Raw genomic sequence first — 23,613 nt, 5'->3', positions numbered from 1 at the left:
TCATCTGGAGCGCCACTCCGAATTCTATGAGGGAGGTCTCCCTTGACGTCACCCATGCCCGCGATCGGCACGGTAGGACTGTGGGTTTCCGGAATCGATCTGCGCCCGGCAGCCGAGTCCGCCGCGATCGCGGCGGAGATCGAAACGCTCGGCTACGGCGCGCTATGGCTCAGTGAAGGACTCGTTCGCGACCCGTTCATGGAGGTGTCCACGCTGCTGGCGGCCACCAGGTCATTGGTGGTGGGCACAGGCATCGCGGTGATCTGGGGCCGCCACCCCCGCAACGTCCGGATGCAGACGCGTTCCCTGCTCGACACCCATCCCGGCCGGTTCGTCCTCGGCCTGGGCACCTCGCACGCGCGCCTGGTCGAGGGCGTGCTGGGCCTGCGTTACGAACGCCCCCTGTCGGCGCTGCGCGAGCACCTCGACCGCCTGGACGAGCCCGATCCCATCCTCGACCTGGCCGGGATCGGCGGTGCCACGGCACCCGCGGCACCCCGGGTTCTCGCCGCACTGGGCCCCAAAGCCCTCACCCTGGCCAGAGACCGGGCCGCGGGCGCGTTCTCCTATCTCGTGACGCCGGAACACACCGCCGACGCCCGTACCGTGCTCGGGCCCGATCGAACGTTGATCGTCGAACAGGCGGTCGTCGCGGGGTTGCCCGCCGACGAGGCACGAGCGAGGGCGCGCGGCCACATCGCGGCTTACCTCGCCGCCGAGCCGTACCGGGCCAGCTGGCGGCGGCTCGGGTTCGACGACACCGACTTCGCCGACGGTGGCAGCGACCGCCTCGTCGACTCCCTCGTGGCCACCGGCGAAGACATGATCGCCGAGAGGATCGACGCCCACCTGGCGGCGGGCGCCGACCACGTCTGCCTCCAGGCGCTCCCCTCCGACCCGCGCACCGCCACACTGGACCAGTGGCGGAACCTCGCCCACCTCCTGCCATCTCTCGAACGCGGGCGATCCGGGGCGAGCCATGCCGAACGGCATGCTTGACCGCTTTCATCCCGCCACGAGGCCGGCTTCGGCCAGATGGCCAAGGGTCACTGCGGCCAGTTCGCGATGATCTCGGGCTTGATGACGTCGACGTGGCACCGGAAGGTCTTGCGCAGGCCCAGGTCGTGGAGGCAGACCCGCACGTCCACCCGGTTGATCTCTCCGTCCGACGTGAGCCGGAAGGAGCTCTTGGCCGAGCAGGTCGAGCGGGGCAGGCTCCATCCGGTGCCACCGCCCACGTAGTGGAAGCGGGCACGAATGGAGGCGCAGTGGCCGCGGTGCGGGTCGCGGTCGTCAAGCTTGCCGTACACGGCGAACGTCTCGGCGCTGAAGTCGGTGATCCAGACATCGGCCTCGGCGTGGCCCGAGTGTCCCGCCGCCGACCTGACGGGGCCCCAGTGGATGGGGGAGGTCGCGGCGGCCTGCGCCGAGGCCGGGACGCCCGCGCCGATCACGAAGGCCAGCAGTCCACCGATGACATGTGTCTTTCTCATGGCGAGGACGGTAGACCACGCCACTTGGAGAGATCTTGCAAGCGGCTGGGGCCCGCCGACCGACGTCCTGAGCGCGATCTCCCGCGCCTCGAAACCGTCCGACCCACGAGCGCGGGCGCCCGGCCCCGGAAACCGCCCTACTTCGCGATCGCCTCGCGTACGGAGGGGACGATCTCCTGGGCCCAGCGGGCCAGCTGGATGGGGTCCGGAGCGCCGTGGCCGGCGGAGAAGAGCGTGAAGCCCGACGCGCCGTGCTCCAGCACGGCTCCGGTCAGTTCCTCGACCCATTGGGCGACGGAGCCGCCGATCCAGCGGCCGTCGCCGTCGCGGGTGGCGGGCAGCGGCCGGTCGGTGATGCGTCCGGGGAAGTTGAAGACCGTGCGGATCTCGCTCGGATCGCGGCCGGCGGACGCCGCCGCCTCGTCAATGATCGGCCGGGAGGCCCGGTAGCGTTCGCTGAGCCAGTCGGCCGCGTGGCCGGGGATCCAGCCGTCGGCCACGCGGCCGGTGGCGGCCAGGGATTTCGGGCCCACCGATCCGGTCCACACGGGAGGCGCGGCGACGGGAGCGGGCTCGATCTGGTTCACCTGGTAGTGCTCGCCCTGGTAGGTGACCGGAGGGCCGCCGCCCGACAGCAGCTTGACCAGGACGATCGCCTCCTCGAAGGCGTCGACGGCGTCGCCGGCCGTCAGCCGCGGCACTCCCATGTCGGCGATGCGATCCCACAGCCCGCCGGCGCCCATGCCGAGCACGATCCGGCCACCGGACAGTGCCGACAGCGACGTCACCGTCCTGGCCAGCATGGCAGGGGGCCGGGTCGGCAGATTGGTGACGTTGGCGAAGCCGGCGATGTGCCGCGTACGCCCGAGGATGAAGCCGAGCGCGGCGTAGGCGTCCAGGCGTCCGCCGATGTAGGGATGGTCCGACAGGGTGAAGATGTCGAGCCCGTCCCGGTCGGCCTGCTGGACGACGCGCAGCAGCTCGGGAATGTCGTCGATGCCCGGATGCGTGCCGAAGCCGAAGACGACGTTGTGTGCGGACAAGGTTCTGCCTTTCGTGTGGATGGAGATGTTCACCAGGCGTACGCTTCCGGCGCGGGTTTGGCGCCGTTCGGCCCGGGTGGCGGGAACAGCTCGTCCAGCCTGGCGAGCGTGGCCTCGTCGAGGGTGATCGCCAGGGCCCTGAGCGAGCCGTTGAGCTGCTCGACCGTGCGCGGCCCGACGATCGGCCCGGTCACGCCGTCCTGCGCCAGCAACCATGCCAGAGCGACGTCGGCGGGGTCCTCACCGAGGCCGGCGCACATCTTCTCGTACGCCTCGATCGTTTCCCTGTGCTTGGCCAGGGTCTGGACCGATCGCCCGGAGTCGCCGCGGGAGGCGCCGCCCTCCTTCCGCTTGCGCAGGACGCCGCCGAGCACTCCGCCGTGCAGAGGCGACCACGGGATCAGGCCGAGCCCGTAGTGCCGCGCCGCGGGCAGTACTTCCAGTTCGGCCCAGCGGTTCAGCAGGTTGTAGATGGACTGCTCGGCGACCAGGCCGAGCAGGTGCCGGGCGCGCGCCTCCTCCTGTGCCCGGGCGAGGTGCCAGCCGGCGAAGTTGGAGGAGCCGAAGTAGAGCACCTTGCCCTGCTGGCGCAGGACGATGAAGGCCTCCCAGATCTCCTCCCACGGCGTGTTCCTATCGATGTGGTGCATCTGGTACATGTCGATGTGGTCGGTGCCCAGCCGCTGGAGCGAGGCCTCGCACGCGCGCTTGATGTGCAGCGCGGACAGGCGGCTGTCGTTGGGCCACTCGCCTGTCGGGAGGTAGAGCTTGGTGGCCAGGACGGTCCTGTCGCGCCTGCCGCCTCCCGTGGCGAACCAGCGGCCGATGATCTCCTCGGTGCGACCTCCGCTGTACACGTCGGCGGTGTCGAAGAAGTTGATGCCGTGCTCATGCGCACGGTCCATGATCGTGTGACTGTCCTGTTCGGAGGTTTCCGTCCCGAAGTTCATCGTGCCCAGGATGAGCCGGGACACGGACAGGCCGCTGCGGCCCAGCTGGGTGTAGTCCATGTCAGGCGGCGCCGAACTGCTCGGTGAAGCGGCCGGTGAACAGATCGGCCCCCTTGTACGCCGAGACGGTCTCGGCCGGGACGACGACCGGCCCGTCGGGGCTGGGCAACTGGCCGACACCCTGGCGCGGGCCGAGGGGCAGCAGGATCATGGGGTGGGGCAGCGGCCGGTAGGTGGCCGCCGGCTGCTCGCCGCGCAGCTGGGCGATGATGTTCTGGGCCACCACCTCGGCGTGCTGCATCGCGTATCCGGCCATCTTGGCCTCGGCGACGTCGGTGATGTCGCCGATCGCGTAGACGCGGTCGTACCCGCGGACGTTGAGGGTCTCGGTGACCGGCACCTGGCCCTGCGGCGAACGTGTCGTCAGCTCGCCGTCGGCGAGGTAGTCGCTGTTGACGCGCGCGCCGTGCGCGCGGAACCAGATGTCGGCGGTGATCTCCTCCCCGCCGGTCGTGGCGACGGTGAACGTCGCCGCCTGGCCTGGCTCGGTCGCCGGAGGCGCGGTCAGGCCGGCGCCCAGCCGCAGGTGGACCGCCAGCTCGTCGAGCTGGCGGCGCAGCTCCGCGCGCATCTCCGCGGGGAAGGCGGGCAGCAGTTGCTCGGCCGGGTCGAGGATGGTCACGTGCTTGTGCGGCCAGACCTCCTTGATCTCGCCGGCCAGCTCCAGGCCGACCGGCCCGGCGCCGAGGATCAGCACCCGCTCGGAACCCGCCAGCTCCTTGTGGGTCCGGAGCAGGTCGTCCAGGACCTCGCCGGTGGAGTCGGCGTTGGGCTTGGCCGGATAGGTGTAGCTGGAGCCAGTGGCCAGGACCAGATAGTCGGCCTCGATTCGCCGGCCCGAGGCCAGGGTGACACCGCCGGGGTCCGCCGAGACCGCCCGGTCGCGGATCACCGTGCCGCGCCTGAGCCACTGGTCGTAGGGGAAGAACATGTTGTGCGCCCAGTCGGGCTGGGTCAGCGCCCGCAGCGAGCCGGCCGAGTTGATGAACGCGTCACGGGGGTCGATGAGGACGACGTCGGCCTCCGCGTCCAGCGCCTTGGCGACCGCGGAACCACCGTAACCTCCACCGATGATCACGACTGTACGGCTCATGATTCACACTCCAACACGAAAAAGGGGTTGAGTTCGTGGCACGAACAATATTAGTTCGTGGCACGAACTGCAACTCCCTCTCTCGTTCAGCGGGTGTGATCCGGTTCCATGAAGACGGTGGGAACCTTGTTGTCCGCCACGATGCGACCGAGCAGGGCGGCGAGCGTGTCGCGCTCCGCCGGGGCGAACCCCGAGGTCAGCTCCTCGACGCGGCGGCACGTCTCGGTGTAGAACTCATCGGCCAGCTGGGCGCCCCGCCTGGTGAGCGCCACCCTCACCGCACGGGAGTCCTGAGGGTCGGGGTTGCGCTGGACCAGGCCGTTGCGCTCGCTGCGATCCACCAGGCCGGTCAGGCTCGACTTGGCCAGGCCGAGGACCGCGCCCAGCTCGGTCATGCCGTACGGCTGCGCCATCAGGACGCACAACAGCTGGCCCTGCTGCTGGGTGAGGCCGTACTCGCGGGCGGAATCTGCGTACACGGCATTCACCAGGAACGTGGACCGCACCAGTGCGGCCACCGCTCCGATCTGGCCGTCAACATGCTTACTCACCGGCCCAGACTAACAAATTCGCGGAACGAACTACCGTTTCCCGGCACGGCCTCATGAGAACCCCCGCGCGGGAAGCCCGCCTGTCGGCCCGACTCGGCGAAGTCGCGCACGGCGGCCGCGCCGCGTTCGACGATGTACGGGCCGCGCACGCCGGCCCCGCCTGAGACGCCCGCTTATGCGGGTGCGCGCCTCAGCCATGTCCAGTCTCGTCGCGGGCCGATTGACTACAGGCATGACGACGAACAACACCATCCTGGTTCTCGGAGCTACCGGCAAGACGGGCCGCCGCGTGGTGGACCGGCTGAAGGCGGCGGGCCACGACGTGCGCGCCGGCTCCCGCCCCGCCTTCGACTGGGAGGACGCCGGCACCTGGGCGCCGATCGTGCGCGACGTCCACGCCGTCTACATCACCTACTACCCCGACCTGGCCTTCCCCGGCGCCCTCGACCGCGTCCGCGAGTTCACCGCGCTGGCCGTACGGTCCGGCGTGCGCCGCCTGGTGCTGCTGTCCGGCCGTAACGAGGAGCTGGCCCAGCAGGCCGAGCAGGTCGTGCTGGGCTCCGGCGTCGAGGCCACGGTCGTGCGCTGCAGCTGGTTCATGCAGAACTTCAGCGAGGGCTGGCTGCTCGACCCGGTGCTGAGCGGCACGATCGCGCTGCCCGCCGGCGACGTGACCGAGCCCTTCGTGGACGTCGAGGACATCGCCGACGTGGCCACCGCCGCCCTCGTCGAGGACGGGCACGCAGGGAAGGTCTACGAGCTCACGGGCCCGCGCCTGCTCTCCTTCGCCGAGGCCGCCGCGGAGATCTCCGCCGCCGCCGGGCGCGAGGTCGGCTACGCGCCGGTCACCCCGGAGGAGTTCGCCGAGGGGGCACGCGCGGCGGGCGTCCCCGAGGACGAGATCGCCGGCCTCAACGCGCTGTTCGCCGAGGTGCTCGACGGCCGCAACGAGAGCCTCGCCGACGGCGTACGGCAGGCGCTGGGCCGGCCCGCGCGCGACTTCACCGAGTACGCCAAGGTAGCGGCCACCGCCTGGCGCGCCTGACCCGCACCGGCGACCAGCGAACCCGGCCCGCCGGCCAAGCCCCCCGGTCCCCCGGCGGACCGGCCAGGGGCGAGGGCGGAGGTGCGGGCGAAGGTGCGGGCGGGGTCGCGGGCACCCGATGCGATGCGGCTCACGCGCCGGCGAGCGCTTGCGTGGGGGCCAGGCGGGCGGCGCGGATCGCCGGGTACAGGCCCGCGACGACGCCGATGAGCAGGGTGGCTGCGAGCCCGCCGCCACTCGCCCACCCGGGGACCACGGCGGGCCATGTCCGCGTGGCCGCGTACCCGGCCGTCACGGCGACGCCGGCCAGCACGCCACCCAGGCCGCCGACCGCGGACAGCAGCAGCGACTCCGCCACGAACTGCAGCCTGATTTGCCCGCGGGTCGCGCCGAGGGAGCGGCGCAGGCCGATCTCGGCGCGGCGTTCGAGCACCGAGATGACCATCGTGTTGGCCACGCCGACACCGCCGACCAGCAGGGCCACGGCGCCCAGGCCGAGCAGCAGGCCGGTGAAGGCGCGGTCGGTGGCCTGGCGGGCCGCCAGCGCGTCCGACGGCCTGGACACCTTGACCTCGTTGGGCGCCCGCGGGTTGGCGGTGGCCGCGAGCACCGCCCTTACCGCTTCGACGGCCGTGTCGGCGGTGCGCGTGTAGACGGTCGTCGGGTGCCCGTCGAAGCCCAGGTAGGAGCGTGCGGCGGGCCAGCCGACCAGCGCCGCCGAGTCCAGTTCGGCGGCCAGTGGGGCGGGATCGAGGATGCCGACGACGGTGAACCATCGGCGGCCGAGGTAGACCTGGACGTCGGCGCCCGCGGCCCCGATCCCCAGCCTGGCGGCCGCGGTCGCGCCCAGCACCACGGCCGGATAGCGGGCCGTCGCAGCGTTGAGCCAGGTGCCGCTGGCGACGGTGGCGGCCACGGTGGCGGGGAGGCCGAGGTGCGCGGCCTGCACCGAGATGCCGCCGCTGCGGGCCGCGGGAATCCTGTCGTTGCGGTAGACGCGCGTCTCGGACAGCTTCCCCGTGGCGGCCACCTGCTCCACGGGCCCGATCCTGGCGATCATGGCGACGGACTCGGCGGGAAGCGTGGCGTCCTTGCCGAACAGGGTGTTGCCGGGAGCCACGGTCAGCAGGTTGGTGCCGAGCGCGGCCAGCGTGCGGTCCAGTTCGGCGCGGCTGGACGACGAGATGCCCACCACGGCGGTCATCGCGGCGATGCCGATCGCGATGCCCAGTGCCGACAGGAACGCCCGGAGCGGCCTGGTGCGCAGGCCGGTGCCGCCGACGCGCAGCACGTCGCCGGGGCGCAGCCGGGCGGGAACGAGCCGTGCCGCCATTCAGACCACCGCCCCGTCGCGCATGGCGATCCGCCGCGGCAGCCCGGCCGCGATGTCCTTGTCGTGCGTGATGACCACGACCGTGGTTCCGGCGGCGTGCAGGTCGTGTAGCAGCGCCATCACGCCCGCGCCCGAGGCCGAGTCGAGGTTGCCGGTGGGCTCGTCGGCGAGCAGCAGGGCGGGCTCGCCGACCACGGCCCTGGCCACGGCGACGCGCTGCCGTTCGCCGCCGGACAGCTCATTCGGCAGGTGGCCGAGCCGATGGCCGAGGCCCACGCGGGCCAGAGCGGCCTCGGCCCTGCGCCGGCGCTCCTTGACCGGCACCCCGGCGTACAGCAGGCCGTCGGCGACGTTGTCCAGGACCGGCTGCCCCTGGGCGAGGTGGAACTGCTGGAAGACGAACCCGATCCGGCGTGCGCGCAGCGCCGACAGCTGCCGGTCCGACAGCGTGGCCACGTCGTGGCCGTCGATGCGGACGGTGCCCGCCGAGGGCCGGTCCAGGGTGCCGATGAGGTGGAGCATGGTGGACTTGCCGGACCCCGAAGGACCCACGATCGCGACCAGCTCGCCGTACCCGACGGACAGGGTCACGCCGCGCAGTGCCGCGACGCCGCCCGGGTACGCCTTGGTGACGCCGGCCAGCTCGACCACGCCGCTCATGCTGGCATCCCCACCGTCACGCCCTCGCTGATGCCGTCGCCGGTCACCTCGACCCGGCCGGCGGCGAACAGTCCGGTCCGCACCGGCACCGTCCGCGTGGTCCCGCCGGCCACCACCTGCACGCCGTAGCCGCCTTCGGCCAGGGCCAGCAGCGCGGCCACGGGGACGGTCAGCACGCTCTCGCGCTTCGAGGCGGAGAAGGCGACGTCCACGGACGCCCGGTCGAGGGCCGGCAGCTTCCTCCTGTTCTGGATCGTGATGGTGACGTCGATGCGGGTCGTGGGCTCGTCGGACCCGTTGCCGCCGGTGTCGATCACCGTCTCGGTCGTGGCGATCCTGCCGCGGGCCTTCCCGCCGTCCGGCAGCGTGACGTTCACGGTGGCGCCCTTGCCGGCCAGCAGCTGCTCGGACACGTCCAGCTGGACGGTGACCACGCGCGAGGTCCCGGTGTAGGTGAGCACCCCTGCTCCGGGCTGGACGGCGTCGCCCGCGGCGGCCTTGTGGGCGTCGACGCGCACCGCTCCCCGCGCGTAGACGACGCGGCCCAGCTCCACCGTTCCGGTCCGCGGCAGGCCGAGGTCGTCCTGCCACTCCATCACCGCCGCGGCGGTGGCGGCGGAGTAGGTGTCGTCCACGGTGAATCCGCGGTAGCCCAGCGCGTGCAGGTTCTGCTCGAACCGCCTGACGTCCGCGCCCTCGACCCCCGCCGAGAGCGCGCGGTAGGCGGGCAGCGTGCCGTACAGGAGGACGACGGGGGTGTCGTCGAGGCGGTAGACCGCCTGGCCGCGCCTGATTCTCGTGCCGATGGCGGGCAGGCGGGTCACGGTGCCGGACAGCCTGCTGTTCACGGTCGTCGCGGCGCCGTAGCCCAGCTCGCCGTTCTCGGTCTGGCTGTCGACGAGCGTCTGCCTGGTCACCTTCGCCGTGACCGGCGGCAGGCCGCCGGCGCTCCGGCCGCTTCGGTCGCCGCCCTGAGCCGGCCCGTCGAGCACGAGATCGGTGGCCGCCGGTACGGCGACGGCCAGCGCCGCCGCCGTCACGACCACCACGCCGACGGCCCGCCAGAGCCGGGGACGACCGGCCCTGGTCACCCGTTCGTCCCGAGGTTGGGCGCGTCGGAGGGGCCTCCGGACGGCGGCGCGGGACGCAGTCCGGCGCACTTCTGCTGGGCCGCCTGCACCTTGGGGTCGTCCGGGTCCAGCCCGCTGCCGGGGCCGATCTGGAAGCCGCCGCTCGCGTCCGGGTCGGGGAACCTCTCGACGCCGTTGTCTCGCATGCACTGCGCGAAGGCGCGCTGCTGCTCGACCACCCGCGGGTCGGCCTTGGCCGCCTCGCCGCCGTCGGGCAGGTGCCGCCTGCACTGCTCGGTCGCCGCCTGCGCCTTCTGCGGGTCGACACCCTGCGGGAGCCTGATCTCGACCCGCCCGTTGTCCTGCGGGTCGGGCATGTCGACGCCGTGCTCCCGCATGCACTGGGCGAACGCCAGACCGCCGGTGTCCGACCGGGCCGCCGCGGCGGTCGCGGTCGCGGTGGCGGCCGACGTGCCGGCGGTCGCCACCCGGGCGCCGCTGTCGCCCTGCCCGCATCCGGCCATGCTCAGGGTCAGCAGCAGGCCGAGCACGAATCCTGTCCTGATACGCATCCTTCGTCCTTCCGGTCGGGCGGACCGGGCGATCGCCCGGTCCGCGGGTCAGCGGCCGAGCAGGGCCAGGGCCAGCCCCGGGTCCTTGCCGGCCGAGACGTCCTCGGCGGTGAGCGGGACGTAGTGGTCGGGAGCCACGCCGCTGCCGTCGACGACCTCCCGGTCCGGCCCGAGGTGCCGGCGGCCGGGCAGCAGGAGGAGGCTGTTGTCGTCGAGCAGGTACGGCGCCGCCGCGCCGGAGACGATCCCGCCGGTGCGGGTGCCGACCAGCGTCCCGGCCTCGAGGTCCTTGACGGCGGCGGCGAAATGGTCGCAGGCCGATCCGCAGTCGCGGTCGGTGAGCACGACCAGCGGCAGGTCGAGCAGCGGGACGCTGTCGACGGTGGGGCTGGTCAGGCAGTCCCCGTCGACGTCGCAGTGGTAGGCGGTCACCTTGCCGTGCACCCAGGCGCTGACCAGCCGGGCCGCCTCCTCGGGCGATCCGCCCCGGTTGCCGCGCAGGTCGAGGACCACGCCGCGCGGCGTCGTGCCCTTGCCGACGTCGTCGATCGCCTTGAGGACGGTGTCCGCCGACCGCATGCCGAACCCGGCGAGCTTGACGTAGGCGATGTCACCGCGCACCGCCTTGGCCGTCACCATCCGGCTCGCCTCGGCGTCGGGCGTGAACAGGGCGGGCGTGAGGGTCACCGTCCAGGTGCGGCCGGTGGCCGGGCGGCGCAGCTTAATCCGGACCGGCCGGCTGTCGGGGTAGGCCGGGAAGAGCTGCGCCGTGGCGCCCGTGGACAGGACACCGCCGGCGAACGGCGGCGCGCCGTTGACCGACTCGATCACGTCGCCGGGGCGCAGCCCCTTGCCGGCCGCCGGCCCTCCGGTGACGGTCCTGACGTAGAGCGGAGCCAGTGCCTGGTGCGGCGCGTTCTGGATCAGCCCCATGGAGGGGGAGGTGACGATGCCGAGCCCGTAGCTCGTGCCGGGGCCGGCGTCGGGGTGCACCTGCGTGCGTGCCCAGCGGGCGTGGTTGTCGGCCAGGCGGTCGACCATCGCGTTCATCGTGGCGGCGGCCAGCGACTGCCGTACCGTGTCGTCGGCGGGCAGCGCGCCGGTGACGCGGGAGTAGACGGCGGCGAAGGCGGCCCAGTCCTTGTGCCGGTCGCCCGACAGCGCGGGCATCGTGGCCTCCGGCGCGTCGAGGCCACGCCGCTCCAGCTCGCGGGCGAACCCGGCGAAGGCCGCGGTCAGCAGCAGGCGGTTGTCGAGCTTCTCGCCGCCGTAGTAGTGCGCGAAGACGCAGTGGTAGGCCTGCTCGATGGTGGTGATCGTGGTGGGCCGCGTCGGCGCGGTCCGGCCGGGCGGTCCGTTGACGGCGGTGCACGCGGGCGCGTCCTGGCCGGTTCGCGCGACCTGTGCGGCGCCGGGCGTCACGGTCACCGCTCCCGCGCCGGGCGTCAGGGTCGTGGCTCCCGCGACCGCCAGCGCGACGGCGACGAGCCGCCGCCGGGCCGGTGCGAAGCGCTTCATCGTGGCGATGCTCCTTGGTCAGGTCGAGGGGAAGAAGACGATCTCGGGGTACTTCGCGGACGGGCCGTCCAGGAGAGGGGCGTCGCGCTCGCGCAGGCAGCGGTCGAAGAACGCGGCGACGTAGGCGCGCTGCGCGGCGGTGCACCGGCCTGGCGCGATCGTGCCGACCGGCTCGGTCAGCGCGGCGGGGATGACCTTGGCCGTGGCCAGCTGGTGGATCAGCTGCTTGTCGTCGGTGTAGCTGGCGTGGGTCGAGCCCTTCAGCGACAGGAACCACCGCCGGCCGCGCAGGTGGGACCAGAATCCCGCCATGAGCGCGCCGAGCTCGTCGGGCCCCTTGCCAGCGCTGCTCATGATCATGAAGGGCCGGTCGCCGATCCGGGTGGCGACCTGTCCCGCCAGCTCACCGGCCCGCTCCGGCGGCATGGGCGGCGCGATCGAGACAGTCGGGATGACGTGGCCGTCCAGGTCGAGGCCCGCCCTGATCCTGGCGTCGTGGGCCATGCTCTGGCCGGTGGTCGCGCCGCCCAGGGAATGCCCGAACATGCCGATCCTGTCCAGGTCCAGGCAGCCGGCCAGGCCGGCGGGCAGCGCGCGCTTCGCCGCGTCCGGGTTGCGCCCGGCGGCCAGCGCGGCGAGCGCGTCGAGGACGAAACGGGTGTCGGCCACGCGTACCTTCACCGCGGTCTGCGCGCCGTTCCTGTCGAGGGGCGGCAGGTCGCGCTCGACCCGCCCGCCGGGGAACTCCACGGCCCAGGCGTCGTGGGTGTGGTCGATGGTGACCACCACGTAGCCGCGGCTGGCCAGGTCCTCGACCAGCGTGGTTCCCACCGCGCGAGGCTCGCCGGCGCCGGACGAGTACAGCACGACAGGACAGCGGCGACCGGCCCTGACCTGGACACCCTCGCGAGCGTGGGTGAGCGGGAAGCCGACGCCGTCCAGCGAGATGTCGACCCCGCCCAGGTCGAGCCGTTCGGCGGTCCGCCGCAGGCCCTCGGCCGTCATCGTGCGGTAGCGGGCCAGCGCCCGCGTGGTCATCCACGGGGCCGGCCGATGGCGGCCACCGGCGCCGCAGGCCGCCGGATACCAGACGCTGATCATCAGCTCGCGGGGGCGGGCGGCCTTCCACGGGTCGCGGCGCCCGCGGTCGACCAGGTGCAGCGCGATCGTGCCCACGTCGTGCGGTCCGGTCGGGACGGGAAGTTTCAGTCGCGGCGGGCCGGCCGCCAGCGCGGTGGCCGCCGGCGCCGGGAGCGCCAGGGCCGCGGCGAGCGCCGCGGCCCCACCGAGCAGGCCTCGCCGGCCGACGACCGCGGCCTCGTGCCACAGGTGATCTGACATGGACACCAGGTGTACGGCGGAGCCTGTCACACGGAGATCACACCGGCGGGCCCGGTTCGGCGGCTGCGGTAGAAACCCTGCTGTGACCCCGGTCGAGCAAGGCTTGACCAGCTGCGGTGGCTCATCGAAGGGAACGACCCGTGCGGGTGCTGGTGATCGAGGACGACGTGGAGATGGCCGAGGCGGTCGCCGACGGCCTGCGCCGGGCGCGGATGGCGGTCGACGTCGCCTACGACGGCAGGGGCGGGCTCGAGCGGGCCGAGCAGAACGACTACGACGCGATCGTGCTCGACCGCGATCTGCCGGGCGTGCACGGCGACCAGGTCTGCGCCGCGCTGGTGGCCGCGGGCAACCGGGCCAGGGTCCTCATGCTGACCGCGGCGGGCACCAGCCAGGACCTGGTGGAAGGGCTCGCCATCGGCGCCGACGACTACCTGCCCAAGCCGTTCGACTTCCCCGTGCTCGTCGCCCGCATCGGGGCGCTGGTACGGCGCGCCCAGCCCGCCATCCCGCCGGTCCTGCGCCACAGCGGCCTCATGGTCGACCTCGCGCGGCGCCGCGCCTACGAGGGTGAGCGGACGCTGGAGCTCACGCCCAAGGAGTTCGGGGTCCTGGAGCTGCTGCTGGCCTCCCATGGCCGGACGGTTTCCGCGGAGGAGCTCCTGGAGCGCGTGTGGGACGAGTTCGCCGACCCGTTCACCCGCACCGTCACCGTCACGGTCAGCAGGCTGCGCGCCAAGCTCGCCGACCCCTCGATCATCGAGACGGTGGCCGGGGCCGGCTACCGGCTGCGGAGCGCCTGATGCGCGCCCTGCCGCGCAGGACCGTCCGCATGCGCCTGACGATGCTGTACGGCGGGCTCTTCCTGCTGTCCGGCGCGGCACTGCTGGCGATCACCTACGCCCTGGTCGTGCACGCCACCAGCGGCGTCGTCTTCAGCGGCCAGGGCGGCAGCCTCGTCACCGGCGCACCCGGAGATCTTCTCGATCCTGGACCGCAGGTGCTCGGCGGTGCCGAAGGGCTGACCTACGAACAGGTCCAGGCGCAGGCCGAGGCGATGCGCACCCAGGCGTTGCGGCAGCACGACGCCGAACTCGACCAGCTCCTCACCCAGTCGGGCATCGCGCTCGCCGCCATGACGGTCGTCTCGATCGCGCTCGGCTGGATCGTCGCCGGCCGGGTGTTGCACCCGCTGCGCACCATCACCCGCGCCGCCCGGCAGATCTCCGCCACCAACCTGCACGAACGCCTCTCCCTTGCCGGGCCCGGCGACGAGCTCAAGGAACTCGGCGACACCTTCGACGGGCTGCTGGCCAGGTTGGAAGCCGCCTTCACCGCCCAGCGCAGGTTCATCGCCAACGCCTCCCACGAACTGCGCACGCCGCTGGCCAGGCAGCGGACCCTGGTGCAGCTCGCCCTGTCCGACCCAGAGGCGTCCACCGCGTCGCTGCGGGCCGCCCACGAGCGGGTGCTGACCACCAACCAGCAGCAGGAACGCCTGATCGAGGCGCTGCTCACCCTCGCCCGCGGCGAGGCGGGACTCGACCGGCGGGAGCCGTTCGACCTGGCCGAGATCAGCGAGGACGTGCTCGTGGCCCGCGAGTCCGAGGCGGTACGGCGCGGGCTGCGCCTGACCACGACGCTCGACCCGGCCCCTTCCGCCGGCGACCCGCGCCTGGTCGAACGCCTGGTCATCAACCTCGTCGACAACGCCCTGCGCCACAACGTCGACGGGGGTCACGTGCACGTCGCCACCGGCACCTCGGCGGGGCGGGCCGTCCTGACGGTCACGAACACCGGGCCGGTCGTCGCGGCCGCGGAGGTCGACCGGCTGCTGCAGCCGTTCCAGCGGGCGGGGGCGAGCCGTACCGGCCACGACGGCGGGCTCGGCCTGGGCCTGTCCATCGTGCAGGCCATCGCCACCGCCCACGGCGCGACGCTCGCCGTGCGCCCGTCGCCGGACGGCGGCCTGCGGGTCACCGCCGGCTTCGAACCCGCCGGTGGCACCGGATGACCGGTGCCCCCGAGGGTTCGCGTGGCTACCGGTGGGCGACCAGGACGGCGTGGTGGTCGGTGCCGTCCGGCCCGTCGGGGTCGGCGTGCACCGTGGCGGCCCGCAGGCGTGGCAACTCGTGGATGAGCCGGTGTTCGGCCGCCACCGCCACGGCGTGCGCCTCGACCAGCGACAGCTCGTGGCTCACCACGATGTCGACCTCGGCGCGCAGGGCGTGGCCGACCCAGCGCAGCCGTACCGAACCGGCCCGGACGACGCCGGGGACGGCGGCCAGGATGCGCTCGGCCGCGGCGACCAGCGTGGGATCCACCGCGTCCATCAGCCGGTGGTAGATCTCGCGGGCCGCGTCACGCAGCACGAACAGGATGGCCGCGGTGATCAGCAGGCCGACGATCGGGTCGGCGACCGGGAACCCGAGCGCGGCGCCGCCTGCGCCGAGGAGCACGGCGAGCGAGGTGAAGCCGTCGGTGCGGGCGTGCAGGCCGTCGGCCACCAGCGCCGCCGAACCGATCTCGCGGCCGACCCTGATGCGATAGCGGGCCACCCACTCGTTGCCGGCGAACCCGACGATCCCGGCGGCGGCCACCAGCCCGAGCGCCTGGACGTCCCGCGGATCGAGCAGCCGTGTGACCGCCTCGTAGCCCGCCAGGCCCGCCGAGGTCGCGATGAGCAGGACGATGACGATGCCCGCCAGGTCCTCGGCCCTGCCGTACCCGTAGGTGAATCGCCGCGTGGCCGTCCGCCGCCCCACCGAGAACGCGATGGCCAGCGGGATCGCCGTCAGGGCGTCGGCGACGTTGTGCAGCGTGTCGCCGAGTAGCGCCACCGAGCCGGAGAAGGCGACGATGACCGCCTGGACGGCGGCGGTGACCATCAACACGGCGAAGGAGACGGCGACGACGCGTATGCCCCGGCTGCTCGACTCCAGGGCCGGGTCGGTCTTGTCCGCGCTGTCGTGGCTGTGGGGGGTGAAGGCGTGCCCGAGGCCGGACAGCAGCCGCCCGAGCCGCCCCCTGGCACGCCCATGACCGGCGTGCCCGTGCCCGTGCCCATGACCGGCGTGCCCGTGCCCGTGGCCGTGGCCGTGCCCGTGGCCGTGCGCCGGCAAAGACCCTGTCTCGTTCTGCTCAGGCATGACCCACCTCACTTGCGCATGACCCGTTTGTCGGCATCATATGTAGTCATGTACGCACGCGACAACGAATCAGGTGCCACACAGTCGCAGGAACAACCCACCAGCGCGCAGGTCGAAGCCGCCGTCGACGCCTTCCGGATGCTCAGCGACGCGACACGCCTGCGGCTGATGTGGCTGCTCTCCTCCGGCGACTACGACGTCAGCTCGCTGGCGCAGGCCCTCGGCGTCGCGCGCCCCTCCGTCTCGCAGCACCTGGCCAAGCTGCGCCTGGCCGGCCTCGTCGAGACCCGGCGCGACGGCCGGCGCGTGGTCTACCGGGCCCGTGACGCCCACGTCCGGGCGCTCATCCACGAGGCGCTGTTCCACGCCGACCACGAGGTCTCGGGCATCCCCCGGCACGACTGAGCCCGGCACGACTGAGCCCGGCACGACTGAGCCCGGACCGGCTGAGCCCGGACCGGGCTTCAGGAGCGGCGGATGAGGCCGCGCTTGACGGCGGCGGCCACCGCGGCGGTGCGCGAGTCGACGCCGAGCTTGGCGTAGATGTGCACCAGGTGCGTCTTGACCGTGGTCTCGCTGAGGAACAGCTGCTTGCTGATCTCCCGGTTGGACAGGCCGGCGGCGACGTGGACGAGCACCTCGAGCTCGCGGGGGCTCAGGGTGACGTCCGGGGTGCGCATCCGGTCCAGCAGCCGGGAGGCGACGCTGGGGGCCAGGGCGCTGCTGCCGGCGGCCGCCGAGCGGATGGCCGCGTGCAGCTCGTGCGGGGGCGCGTCCTTGAGCAGGTAGCCGGTGGCGCCGGCGTCGACGGCGGTCAGGATGTCGGCGTCGGTGTCGAAGGTGGTGAGCACCAGCACGCGCGGGCCCCCCAGGGCGACGATGTGGCGGGTGGCCTCGCTGCCGTGCATGCCGGGCCCGAGCTGCAGGTCCATCAGGACGACGTCCGGTGACAGGCGACCGGCCAGCTCGACGGCCTCCTCCCCGGTGGCGGCCTGGCCGACCAGCTCGAAGTCGTCCTGGTCGGCCAGCATGGCGCGCAGCCCCGAGCGGACCACCGGATGGTCGTCCACCAGCAGGATCCGGATCGCCGCCGTCATGACGCCCTCCCGGCCGGCAGCGGCAGGGCTGCCACGATCGCGGTGCCCTCGCCGGGGACGGACTCCACCGTCAAGGCGCCGCCCAGCGCCCCGACCCGGTCACGCATCGCGCGCAGGCCGAAACCGGTCCCGTGGCCGGCGCCCGCGCCGGGGTGGGCGGACCGGTCCGGATCGAAGCCGCGGCCGTCGTCGACGACGTCGAGCACCACCATGTCGTCGAGGTAGGTGAGCGTGACCGCGGCGTGCCGGGCGCCGGAGTGCCGGCTGACGTTGCCCAGGGCGCCTTGCGCGATGCGCAGCAGTACGGGGTCGTAGTCGGTGGGCAGCGGCAGGGGGCTCCCCGACACCTCGAAGCGCGCCTGGATGCCGGTGCCGGCCAGCGCCGTGTCGCTGACGCGGCGCAGCGCCGCGACGAGCGAGGACTGCTGCAGCGCGGGCGGCGCCAGGGCGCGCACGAAGTTGCGCGCCTCCTCCAGGTTGTCCTGGGCGGCGCGTTCCGCCTCGCCGATGCGCGCCTCGGCCTGCCCGGGATCGTGGGCCAGGTCGCGGCGGGCGGCGCGCAGCAGCAGGATGATGCTGGACATGCCCTGGGCCAGGGTGTCGTGGATCTCCCTGGCCAGGCGTTCCCGCTCGGCCAGGCGGGCGCCTTCGCGTTCGGCCTCGACCAGCTTGTCCTGGGTGTGCACCAGGTCGTCGATCAGCCGGCGGCGCTGCTCGCTCTCGGCGTACAGGGCCTTGTAGACCAGGGCCATGAGCGTGGCGACGACCGCGCCGACGACCGGGCCGATCACCTGCGCCGCGGTCAGGCCCCTGGTGTGCCAGCCGGTGGCGGCGATGGCGGCGGCGGTCAGCAGGGCCACCCCTGGCAGGGCGATCGGCAGCGGCAGCAGGTGCAGGTAGGCGAAGAACAGCGGAAAGGCCAGCCAGATGTACTGCGGGGCGGCCAGCGCGAGCGCGGCCCAGCCCATGGTGATCAGGGCGAGCCAGATCCGGCCCAGCAGCAGGTGGGTGCGACCGCCGAAGTGCGGCAGCCGCCGCTCGATGACGATGCCCGCCATGTACACCACGCCCAGCAGCGCGCCCGCGGCGGCCAGCAGGCCATGACCGTGGCGGAGCAGGCTGGTCAGCGCGATGACCAGCAGGGTCGCGAAGGTGCCGTGGACGGTCCACCGCAGCAGCCGCAACGCGGGCGGAAACGGATGGTTCATCATCTCTCACTCAGCGTAGGCCCGGTGGATCAGCTGCCGCATCGTTCAAAAGGTGTATTCCGGCTGACCGGATGAGGGAGCCCCGCCGGTCCGCGGGCACGATGCGCCACCGCGGCCGGACCACGCACGCTGGGAGGCGCACCCCCTCACCCACCGCCACCCAGGAGGACGCGCCGTGTTCGTGGCGCTCAGAGACCTACGCTTCGCCAAAGGACGCTTCGCCCTCATGGGTGTCGTCGTCGTGCTCATCACGCTGCTGGTGACCATGCTGTCCGGCCTGACCGCCGGCCTGGCCCGCGAGAACATCTCCGCGGTCGAGAACCTGGCGGCCGACCACATCGTCTTCTCCGGCGGGGACAAACCCGCCTTCGCCGACAGCCGGATCAGCGAGAGCGCCTGGAAGGCGTGGCAGGCCGTCGACCACGTCCAGGCCGAACGCCTCGGCGTGTCCATGGCCCGCCTGACCCGCGGCGACGACAGCGAGGCCGTCGCCGTCTTCGCCGCCCAGCCCGGCGGCCGGCTCGCCCCGGCGTCGCTGCGCGCCGGCACCGTGGTGCTGCCGGCGGCCCTGGCCGGCGACAGCGACCTGTCGGCCGGGGACACGGTGCAGCTGTTGGGCCGCGACTTCACCGTCGTCGTCGGCGACGGCACGGCCTCCTACAGCCACACCCCGGTCGCCTGGATCAGTGTCGAGGACTGGACCCCGCTGGCCCGCCAGGGCGAACCCGACACGACGGCGACCGTCCTGGCCCTGCGCACCGGCGACCAGGCCGACCTGACCGGCCTGACCGCCGCCGACGCCCGGCTGGGCACCACCACCGTCCCGCTGGCCGACGCCCCGGCCGCGGTCGGCTCCTACACCTCGGAGAACGGCTCGCTGCAGCTGATGCGCGGCTTCCTGTTCGCGATCTCCGCCCTGGTCATCGGCGCCTTCTTCACCGTGTGGACCATCCAGCGGCGCGGCGACGTCGCCGTGCTCAAGGCGCTGGGCGCCGGCACCGGCTACCTGCTGCGCGACGCGCTCGCCCAGGCCGTCGTGGTGCTGCTGCTGGGCGCCGGCATCGGCGGCGCGCTCGGCGCCGGCTTCGGCGCGCTGGTCGAAGGCACCGTCCCGTTCGTGCTGTCGCCCGCCACCACGATCGTCCCCGTGGTCGTGATGATCGCCCTGGGCGCCGGCGGCGCCGCCCTGGCCATCCACAAGATCACCTCGGTTGACCCGCTGACCGCTCTGGGAGCCTCCCGATGACCCTCAAGCTCACCGACGTCGTCCTGACCTACCCCGACGGCGAGCGCACCCTCACCGCCCTGAACCATGTCGACCTGGCGGTCGCGCCCGGCGAGTTCACCGCTGTCGTCGGCCCGTCCGGGTCGGGCAAGTCCAGCCTGCTGGCCGTCGCCGCCACGCTCATCCGCCCCACCTCCGGCACCGTGTCGGTGGCCGGGACCGACGTCACCGACGCCGGTCAGGCGGCCAGAACCCGGATACGCCGCGACCACATCGGGATCATCTTCCAGCAGTCCAACCTGCTGCCCTCGCTGACCGCGCTCGACCAGCTCCTGGTCATGGCCCACATCGCGGGCACCAGACCCGCCGCCGCGTCCGCGCGCGCCCGCGAGCTCCTGGGCGCCGTCGACCTGGCCGACAAGCACGGCAAGCTGCCCCATCAGCTGTCCGGCGGCGAGCGTCAGCGGGTCAACATCGCCCGCGCCCTGATGAACGAGCCCGAGATCCTGCTGGTGGACGAACCCACCAGCGCCCTCGACCACCGCCGCGGCGAGCTGATCGTCGCCCTGCTGGCCACACTCACCAGGAAGAACAACCTGGCGACCGTGATGGTCACCCACGACACCTCCACCCTCGCGATGGTCGACACCGTCGTGACCATGACCGACGGCATCCTCACCAGCGGCGGGTGGTCGCCGACCGGGTGAGCGTGGTGACCCCCGTGAATGCCACCACGCAGAACAGGACCGCCCGGTCGGGAGCCCGGTCGCCGCTACCGGTCCCGGGCTCAGGTCATGCCTCCAGTACGCCAGAGCGCGTCCGCCCCGTCAGGTCACGAATTCTCGTGACTTGAAGCCCGTGCGAGATCGTGGTAATGCCCTCCGGCGCGAGCCCCGCCAGGTAAAACCGCCCGGCGGCCATGGCAAAGGATCGCGTGTTGGCGGGCCCGATCTCCGCCCCTCCTGGCAAGGTCAACGCGGCCGCCACGCCGATGAACGATGGAGGGGCAGATGCGTCTTGTCGGGGGAGGAGAGCAGTTCGACCGCCTGCTCTCCGCTGCGAGGGCCTACTGGGGCAGGCGTCCTTCCCAGCCCGGGACCTGCGTGGTGGCCGAGGCCATGCACCAGGACATCCGGGTGATCGTCCGCAACCTGATGCTGGCCAACGCGATCTGCGATCTGACCTCCGCACGGCTGGTCGTGCTCACCGGTCTCGACCGGGAGTGGAGCCGGCTGCTGTGCGAGGACTTCGACGTGGCGCGGGTACGCAGGCTGGCGGAGGCGTTCGGCGCGGACGACATCATCGACGTGCACGATCTCACCGAGCGCCGGCTGGCGAGGGAGGGTGACGCTCCCGCGGCCGGGGTCGAGCAGGCCACGCTGGACGCGCTGGAGAAGGCGAGCCTGCTCCGGCTCAACCGGGTGCCGCGGCTGCCCCGTACCGAGGACGAGCGGTACCGCGCGCGCCGCGCCCGCGCCAGGGCGCTGTCGGCGGTCTACGAGCGGATCTTCTCCGACCTGTCGCCCACCGCGCTGGTCACCAGCCAGGTCGACTACGACCAGTGGGGGCTGGCGGTCGACACGGCGATGCGGATGGACGTCCCGGTCGTGCACGTGCAGAGCACCGGGTCGCTGAAGGCGTACACGCTCTTCCCCGAGGCGCGCCAGGGGACGGGTACCTTCCGCGAGGAGCTCACCGGCGAGATCGCCCGCTACTTCGACTGGCACGTCTGGCCGTACAGGGACCTCGTCAGGCCGAACGCCGAGCAGGTGGCGTGGCGCGTGAAGACCGGTCCAGGCGGGGGCGGCCCCTTCGAGGTACGCACCGAGACCGAGCGCCGCCAGCTGCGCGAGCACGGCTGCCACCGGCTCGGCCTCGGGCCGGAGCGCCCCCTCGTCACCGTGTTCAACCAGGCCGTGTCGGACGCCGTCGGGACGAACCGCGAGCTGTTCGACGACCTGGCGGAGTGGCTGGAGGAGACCGCCGCGTACGCCGTGGCCGAGGAGTCGGTGAACTGGCTCTTCCTCGACCACCCCGGCCAGGACCGGTACGACACCACCGGTCACTTCGCCTCCGTCGCCGCACGCTGTTCCGGACGCTCGCACCTGGCCTTCGCGACGAGCCTGGAGCTGTCGAGGAACATGCTGTGGAGCATGACCGACGTGGGCGTCACGGTGCGCGGCGGCGTCTGCGGCGAGTTGCCCGCGTTCGGCGTCCCGGTGATCCAGGCGGGCTGGGCGGAGTGGAGCGGCTGCGGCCTCACGCACGTCGCCGAGACGCGGGACGACTACTGGGCCCTGCTGGGCGAGTCCGTCGCCGATCTGGTCAAGGGCGGCCCGGTCCTGGGCCCTGAGCAGCGGGAGCGGGCCCGGCTGTGGCTGTGGCTGTCCCGTAGCGGGGCCGACGTGTCCTCGCCGGTGCTGCCGCACGCGGAGATGGGCGAGGGCGAGGAGTACCTGCGCGCGCTCACCGTCGGCCTGCAGCACGTGGAGCGCGACGGCGACCCGCTGCACTGCGCGGTGCGCCGCATGTGGGGGCGGCGCGAGCCGCTGCTCAGCCGGTTCGACTTCCGGGATCCAGCAGGGCTCGCCGCGGCCCTCACCGCATCGAGGAGCGCATCATGACCATACTCCTGAACGGCTTCGCCACCTGGCTCGACGAGGCGGTCGCCGAGCTGCGGCCACCGGTCGAGGTGTTCGACGGCCAGGCGTCGGCGTTGACGGTGACCGACCAGTTCCACCGGGGCAGGCGGATCGTGGGCCGGTTCGAGCGCTCGGGGCTCATGGGGTTCAAGGTCGTGGCCGGGGGCCGCCGCCTGCGCGTCACGGTGACGCTGGCCCTGGACGCCGTCTCGGTGCCCGGCTGGCACCTGCCGGGGTCCTCGGACCTGGTCAAGGCGCATCAGCTGCCGCCGCGCCTGGTGCAGGTGCGCGCCCAGGGGCAGCTGCGGCAGTGCGTCCTGTTGAAGGGCGGCAAGGGCATCACGAGCGCGCGCGCCATCTTCGACCTGCTGCCCGACGAGGTGCCCGACGACGGCCTGATCTGCGTGGAGGCCCTGGACATCACCGAAGGGCACGGGCTGTCCCGGGAGGCGCGCGAGGCGGTGGCGGGCCGCGTCATGGGCGGTGGCGCGGCGGGTCTGCGCGTCGACGGCGTCGTGATCGAGGAGGCGCCGGAGGGGAAGGCGGTCCCGCGAAGCGAGCGGGCGGACGGCGCCGGCTGCGAGGCCCTGTCGCTGGTCAGCGGAGGCGGCCTGGCCCACCTGCACCGGCGCGGCAGCCGCTCGCTGCGTTCCGGTTTGTTCGTGGTCAACCCCGTCCCGCCGGGCGTCGCCGGCTCGGGCGGCAGGCTGACCTTCCGGCTCGGCAGCATGGCGGACACCGCCGGCCGGGCCACCACGGCGAGGGACCGCGCGCCGGCACGCCGGGTCCTCCGCCGGGCGGGCGTCGAGGCGCGGCGGCTGCGCCACCGCACCCGCGAGGCCCTCGGTACGGCGGCGCCGTCCGTGGACCAGATCGTGAGCGTCAGGGACGGGGCCCTGGCCGGTCCCGTCAGGGCCACGACGGCGGGCAACATCCTCGAGCTGGAGCTGCCCGCTCCTGCCGCGCCCCTGCTGGTCTTCCTCTCCGCGAGGCAGGGCGCCGTGCCCGCCCTGCTCTCAGCGAACTGGACCGGCTGAGGTCCGTTCCGCGCCCGCTCCCGCCCGGCGACCGGCTACGCTCCGGCGAATGATCACACCATGGGATCCCGAGGCGGACGGCGTGCTGCGGCTGCCGTCGGGCCGGCTGGTGCGCGGCCGGGGGCTGCGGCGTCCGCTCCCCGCCGGGCCGGAGCCGTCCTTCGCGCTCCACCTGCTGGGCCACGAGCCGCCGGCCGTCGCCTGGGAGGCCCGCTGGCTCCGCTGGCCCGACTTCTGGCTGCCGTCCGACCGTACGGCGACCGCCGACGCGCTGCGCGAGGCATGGGCGCGCGCCGAGAGCGAGCGGGTCGAGGTCGCCTGCGGGGGCGGGATGGGGCGCACCGGTACGGCACTGGCCTGCCTCGCCGTGCTGGACGGCGTGCCGAGCGGCGAGGCGGTCGGCTACGTCAGGGCGCACTACGCCCGGCGCGCCGTCGAGACGCCGTGGCAGCGCCGCTTCGTCCGGCGCTTCCGGTAGCGGCTCCGGTTCCCGGCGCACGCGTTGTTTCCGGGCGCACGCGTTCCT

The 23,613-nt window shown here is 73.1% G+C and carries 24 protein-coding genes; 10 read left to right on the top strand and 14 right to left on the bottom strand.

Features of this window, described 5'->3' with window-relative positions:
* Positions 1 to 42: 42 nt before the first annotated feature.
* Entirely contained in the window at positions 43 to 999 is a 957-nt protein-coding gene (locus ACWENQ_RS25520; RefSeq protein WP_452416489.1) for a TIGR03620 family F420-dependent LLM class oxidoreductase, read from the top strand.
* 47 nt (positions 1,000 to 1,046) lie between these two features.
* Here ACWENQ_RS25520 and ACWENQ_RS25515 read toward each other — a convergent pair whose 3' ends face one another.
* The 5 genes from ACWENQ_RS25515 to ACWENQ_RS25495 form a co-directional block, all read right to left on the bottom strand.
* Positions 1,047 to 1,493 carry a hypothetical protein gene (locus tag ACWENQ_RS25515; protein WP_452416487.1) on the bottom strand — a complete coding sequence of 149 codons (447 nt, stop codon included), beginning with the start codon at positions 1,491 to 1,493 and terminating at the stop codon, positions 1,047 to 1,049.
* A 137-nt stretch (positions 1,494 to 1,630) separates the two neighbouring features.
* Positions 1,631 to 2,536: an LLM class flavin-dependent oxidoreductase gene (locus ACWENQ_RS25510; RefSeq protein WP_452416485.1), complete on the bottom strand. Its 906-nt coding sequence runs from the start codon at positions 2,534 to 2,536 to the stop codon at positions 1,631 to 1,633.
* Between the two features lie 29 nt (positions 2,537 to 2,565).
* Positions 2,566 to 3,546, bottom strand: coding sequence for an aldo/keto reductase (locus ACWENQ_RS25505; protein ID WP_449914877.1), 981 nt, complete (start codon positions 3,544 to 3,546; stop codon positions 2,566 to 2,568).
* Position 3,547: 1 nt separating this feature from the next.
* A complete protein-coding gene (locus tag ACWENQ_RS25500; RefSeq protein WP_452416484.1) occupies positions 3,548 to 4,639 on the bottom strand; it encodes an NAD(P)/FAD-dependent oxidoreductase in 1,092 nt (363 codons plus the stop codon).
* 86 nt (positions 4,640 to 4,725) lie between these two features.
* The gene (locus ACWENQ_RS25495) at positions 4,726 to 5,190 is read right to left on the bottom strand and encodes a MarR family winged helix-turn-helix transcriptional regulator (protein WP_449914880.1); all 465 of its coding nucleotides are present in this window, start codon (positions 5,188 to 5,190) and stop codon (positions 4,726 to 4,728) included.
* A gap of 232 nt (positions 5,191 to 5,422) precedes the next feature.
* Between ACWENQ_RS25495 and ACWENQ_RS25490 the strand changes: the two genes are divergently transcribed.
* Positions 5,423 to 6,235: an NmrA family transcriptional regulator gene (locus ACWENQ_RS25490; RefSeq protein WP_452416482.1), complete on the top strand. Its 813-nt coding sequence runs from the start codon at positions 5,423 to 5,425 to the stop codon at positions 6,233 to 6,235.
* Between the two features lie 130 nt (positions 6,236 to 6,365).
* On the opposite strand, the gene ACWENQ_RS25485 is transcribed toward ACWENQ_RS25490, so the two are convergent.
* The 6 genes from ACWENQ_RS25485 to ACWENQ_RS25460 are packed head-to-tail and all read right to left on the bottom strand — an operon-like array spanning position 6,366 to position 12,729.
* A complete protein-coding gene (locus ACWENQ_RS25485) occupies positions 6,366 to 7,568 on the bottom strand; it encodes an ABC transporter permease (RefSeq protein WP_452416481.1) in 1,203 nt (400 codons plus the stop codon).
* Positions 7,569 to 8,228, bottom strand: a complete 660-nt coding sequence (locus ACWENQ_RS25480; protein WP_452416480.1) for an ABC transporter ATP-binding protein — start codon at positions 8,226 to 8,228, stop codon at positions 7,569 to 7,571.
* Positions 8,225 to 9,319, bottom strand: a complete 1,095-nt coding sequence (locus tag ACWENQ_RS25475) for an efflux RND transporter periplasmic adaptor subunit (RefSeq protein ID WP_452416479.1) — start codon at positions 9,317 to 9,319, stop codon at positions 8,225 to 8,227. Before ACWENQ_RS25475 ends, ACWENQ_RS25480 begins: the two co-directional genes overlap by 4 nt.
* A complete protein-coding gene (locus ACWENQ_RS25470; RefSeq protein ID WP_449914894.1) occupies positions 9,316 to 9,870 on the bottom strand; it encodes a hypothetical protein in 555 nt (184 codons plus the stop codon). The genes ACWENQ_RS25475 and ACWENQ_RS25470 overlap by 4 nt, the downstream gene beginning before the upstream one ends.
* 48 nt (positions 9,871 to 9,918) lie before the next feature.
* The gene (locus tag ACWENQ_RS25465; protein ID WP_452416477.1) at positions 9,919 to 11,388 is read right to left on the bottom strand and encodes a S41 family peptidase; all 1,470 of its coding nucleotides are present in this window, start codon (positions 11,386 to 11,388) and stop codon (positions 9,919 to 9,921) included.
* An 18-nt stretch (positions 11,389 to 11,406) separates the two neighbouring features.
* A complete protein-coding gene (locus ACWENQ_RS25460; protein ID WP_449914900.1) occupies positions 11,407 to 12,729 on the bottom strand; it encodes an alpha/beta hydrolase family protein in 1,323 nt (440 codons plus the stop codon).
* Positions 12,730 to 12,869: 140 nt separating this feature from the next.
* Between ACWENQ_RS25460 and ACWENQ_RS25455 the strand changes: the two genes are divergently transcribed.
* Together ACWENQ_RS25455 and ACWENQ_RS25450 are read left to right on the top strand one after the other, a co-directional pair.
* Entirely contained in the window at positions 12,870 to 13,532 is a 663-nt protein-coding gene (locus ACWENQ_RS25455; protein WP_449914903.1) for a response regulator transcription factor, read from the top strand.
* Positions 13,532 to 14,743, top strand: a complete 1,212-nt coding sequence (locus ACWENQ_RS25450) for a sensor histidine kinase (protein WP_449914906.1) — start codon at positions 13,532 to 13,534, stop codon at positions 14,741 to 14,743. The genes ACWENQ_RS25455 and ACWENQ_RS25450 overlap by 1 nt, the downstream gene beginning before the upstream one ends.
* A gap of 25 nt (positions 14,744 to 14,768) precedes the next feature.
* Here the strand turns inward: ACWENQ_RS25450 and ACWENQ_RS25445 are convergent, their stop codons facing one another.
* Entirely contained in the window at positions 14,769 to 15,878 is a 1,110-nt protein-coding gene (locus ACWENQ_RS25445; protein WP_449914909.1) for a cation diffusion facilitator family transporter, read from the bottom strand.
* A gap of 48 nt (positions 15,879 to 15,926) precedes the next feature.
* On the opposite strand from ACWENQ_RS25445, the gene ACWENQ_RS25440 reads away from it, so the two are divergent.
* Entirely contained in the window at positions 15,927 to 16,283 is a 357-nt protein-coding gene (locus tag ACWENQ_RS25440; RefSeq protein ID WP_449914912.1) for an ArsR/SmtB family transcription factor, read from the top strand.
* Positions 16,284 to 16,342: 59 nt separating this feature from the next.
* Here the strand turns inward: ACWENQ_RS25440 and ACWENQ_RS25435 are convergent, their stop codons facing one another.
* Together ACWENQ_RS25435 and ACWENQ_RS25430 are read right to left on the bottom strand one after the other, a co-directional pair.
* Complete coding sequence (locus ACWENQ_RS25435) at positions 16,343 to 16,975, bottom strand: response regulator transcription factor (RefSeq protein ID WP_354907582.1); 633 nt, start codon at positions 16,973 to 16,975, stop codon at positions 16,343 to 16,345.
* A complete protein-coding gene (locus tag ACWENQ_RS25430; RefSeq protein WP_452416475.1) occupies positions 16,972 to 18,186 on the bottom strand; it encodes a sensor histidine kinase in 1,215 nt (404 codons plus the stop codon). The genes ACWENQ_RS25435 and ACWENQ_RS25430 overlap by 4 nt, the downstream gene beginning before the upstream one ends.
* 178 nt (positions 18,187 to 18,364) lie before the next feature.
* Between ACWENQ_RS25430 and ACWENQ_RS25425 the strand changes: the two genes are divergently transcribed.
* The 5 genes from ACWENQ_RS25425 to ACWENQ_RS25405 all read left to right on the top strand — a co-directional run bounded on the left by ACWENQ_RS25425 (position 18,365) and on the right by ACWENQ_RS25405 (position 23,565).
* The gene (locus ACWENQ_RS25425) at positions 18,365 to 19,429 is read left to right on the top strand and encodes an FtsX-like permease family protein (protein WP_452416473.1); all 1,065 of its coding nucleotides are present in this window, start codon (positions 18,365 to 18,367) and stop codon (positions 19,427 to 19,429) included.
* The gene (locus ACWENQ_RS25420) at positions 19,426 to 20,115 is read left to right on the top strand and encodes an ABC transporter ATP-binding protein (protein ID WP_449914921.1); all 690 of its coding nucleotides are present in this window, start codon (positions 19,426 to 19,428) and stop codon (positions 20,113 to 20,115) included. Before ACWENQ_RS25425 ends, ACWENQ_RS25420 begins: the two co-directional genes overlap by 4 nt.
* A 303-nt stretch (positions 20,116 to 20,418) precedes the next feature.
* Positions 20,419 to 22,032 (top strand): hypothetical protein, encoded by a 1,614-nt coding sequence (locus ACWENQ_RS25415; protein ID WP_452416471.1) that lies wholly within the window; start codon positions 20,419 to 20,421, stop codon positions 22,030 to 22,032.
* Positions 22,029 to 23,087, top strand: coding sequence for a hypothetical protein (locus ACWENQ_RS25410; RefSeq protein WP_452416469.1), 1,059 nt, complete (start codon positions 22,029 to 22,031; stop codon positions 23,085 to 23,087). Before ACWENQ_RS25415 ends, ACWENQ_RS25410 begins: the two co-directional genes overlap by 4 nt.
* A 49-nt stretch (positions 23,088 to 23,136) precedes the next feature.
* Complete coding sequence (locus ACWENQ_RS25405) at positions 23,137 to 23,565, top strand: protein-tyrosine phosphatase family protein (protein ID WP_449914929.1); 429 nt, start codon at positions 23,137 to 23,139, stop codon at positions 23,563 to 23,565.
* Positions 23,566 to 23,613: the final 48 nt, after the last annotated feature.

Source organism: Nonomuraea sp. NPDC004354 (assembly GCF_053602555.1).
The sequence above is the reverse complement of the archived record's forward strand: the minus strand, read 5'-3'. Positions and strand labels throughout refer to the sequence as shown.